We start from the raw sequence: 244 nt of genomic DNA on the forward strand, positions 1-244 counted from the left end.
AGCATCGAGCGGGCGGTGGGCGGTGGTGAGCTGCCGCCGGGTCAACTGCTGCCGCCCATGCGGGAGTTGGCGGAGCAGCTGGGTCCGTGACGATCAGCCCACGCGCCCCGGACTCCAGCACCCGCCGTACGTCGTCGACGACGGGCCCCTCGTCGTCGACCCCGACGGGGACGGTCCTGAGCCCGAGCGCCGGCACGAGGTCGAGGGTGCGGCCCCAGCCGGGGTCCTCCACGGCGACGGCGTC

Annotated in this window: 1 pseudogene; it reads right to left on the bottom strand. The window is 75.4% G+C overall.

Going from position 1 to position 244, the window contains the following annotated elements:
* Positions 1-244: pseudogene (locus tag CCL05_RS46510) on the bottom strand (hypothetical protein); the annotation flags it as partial.

Origin of the sequence: Streptomyces africanus (assembly GCF_002150735.1) — a bacterium.
GTDB lineage: Bacteria > Actinomycetota > Actinomycetes > Streptomycetales > Streptomycetaceae > Streptomyces > Streptomyces africanus.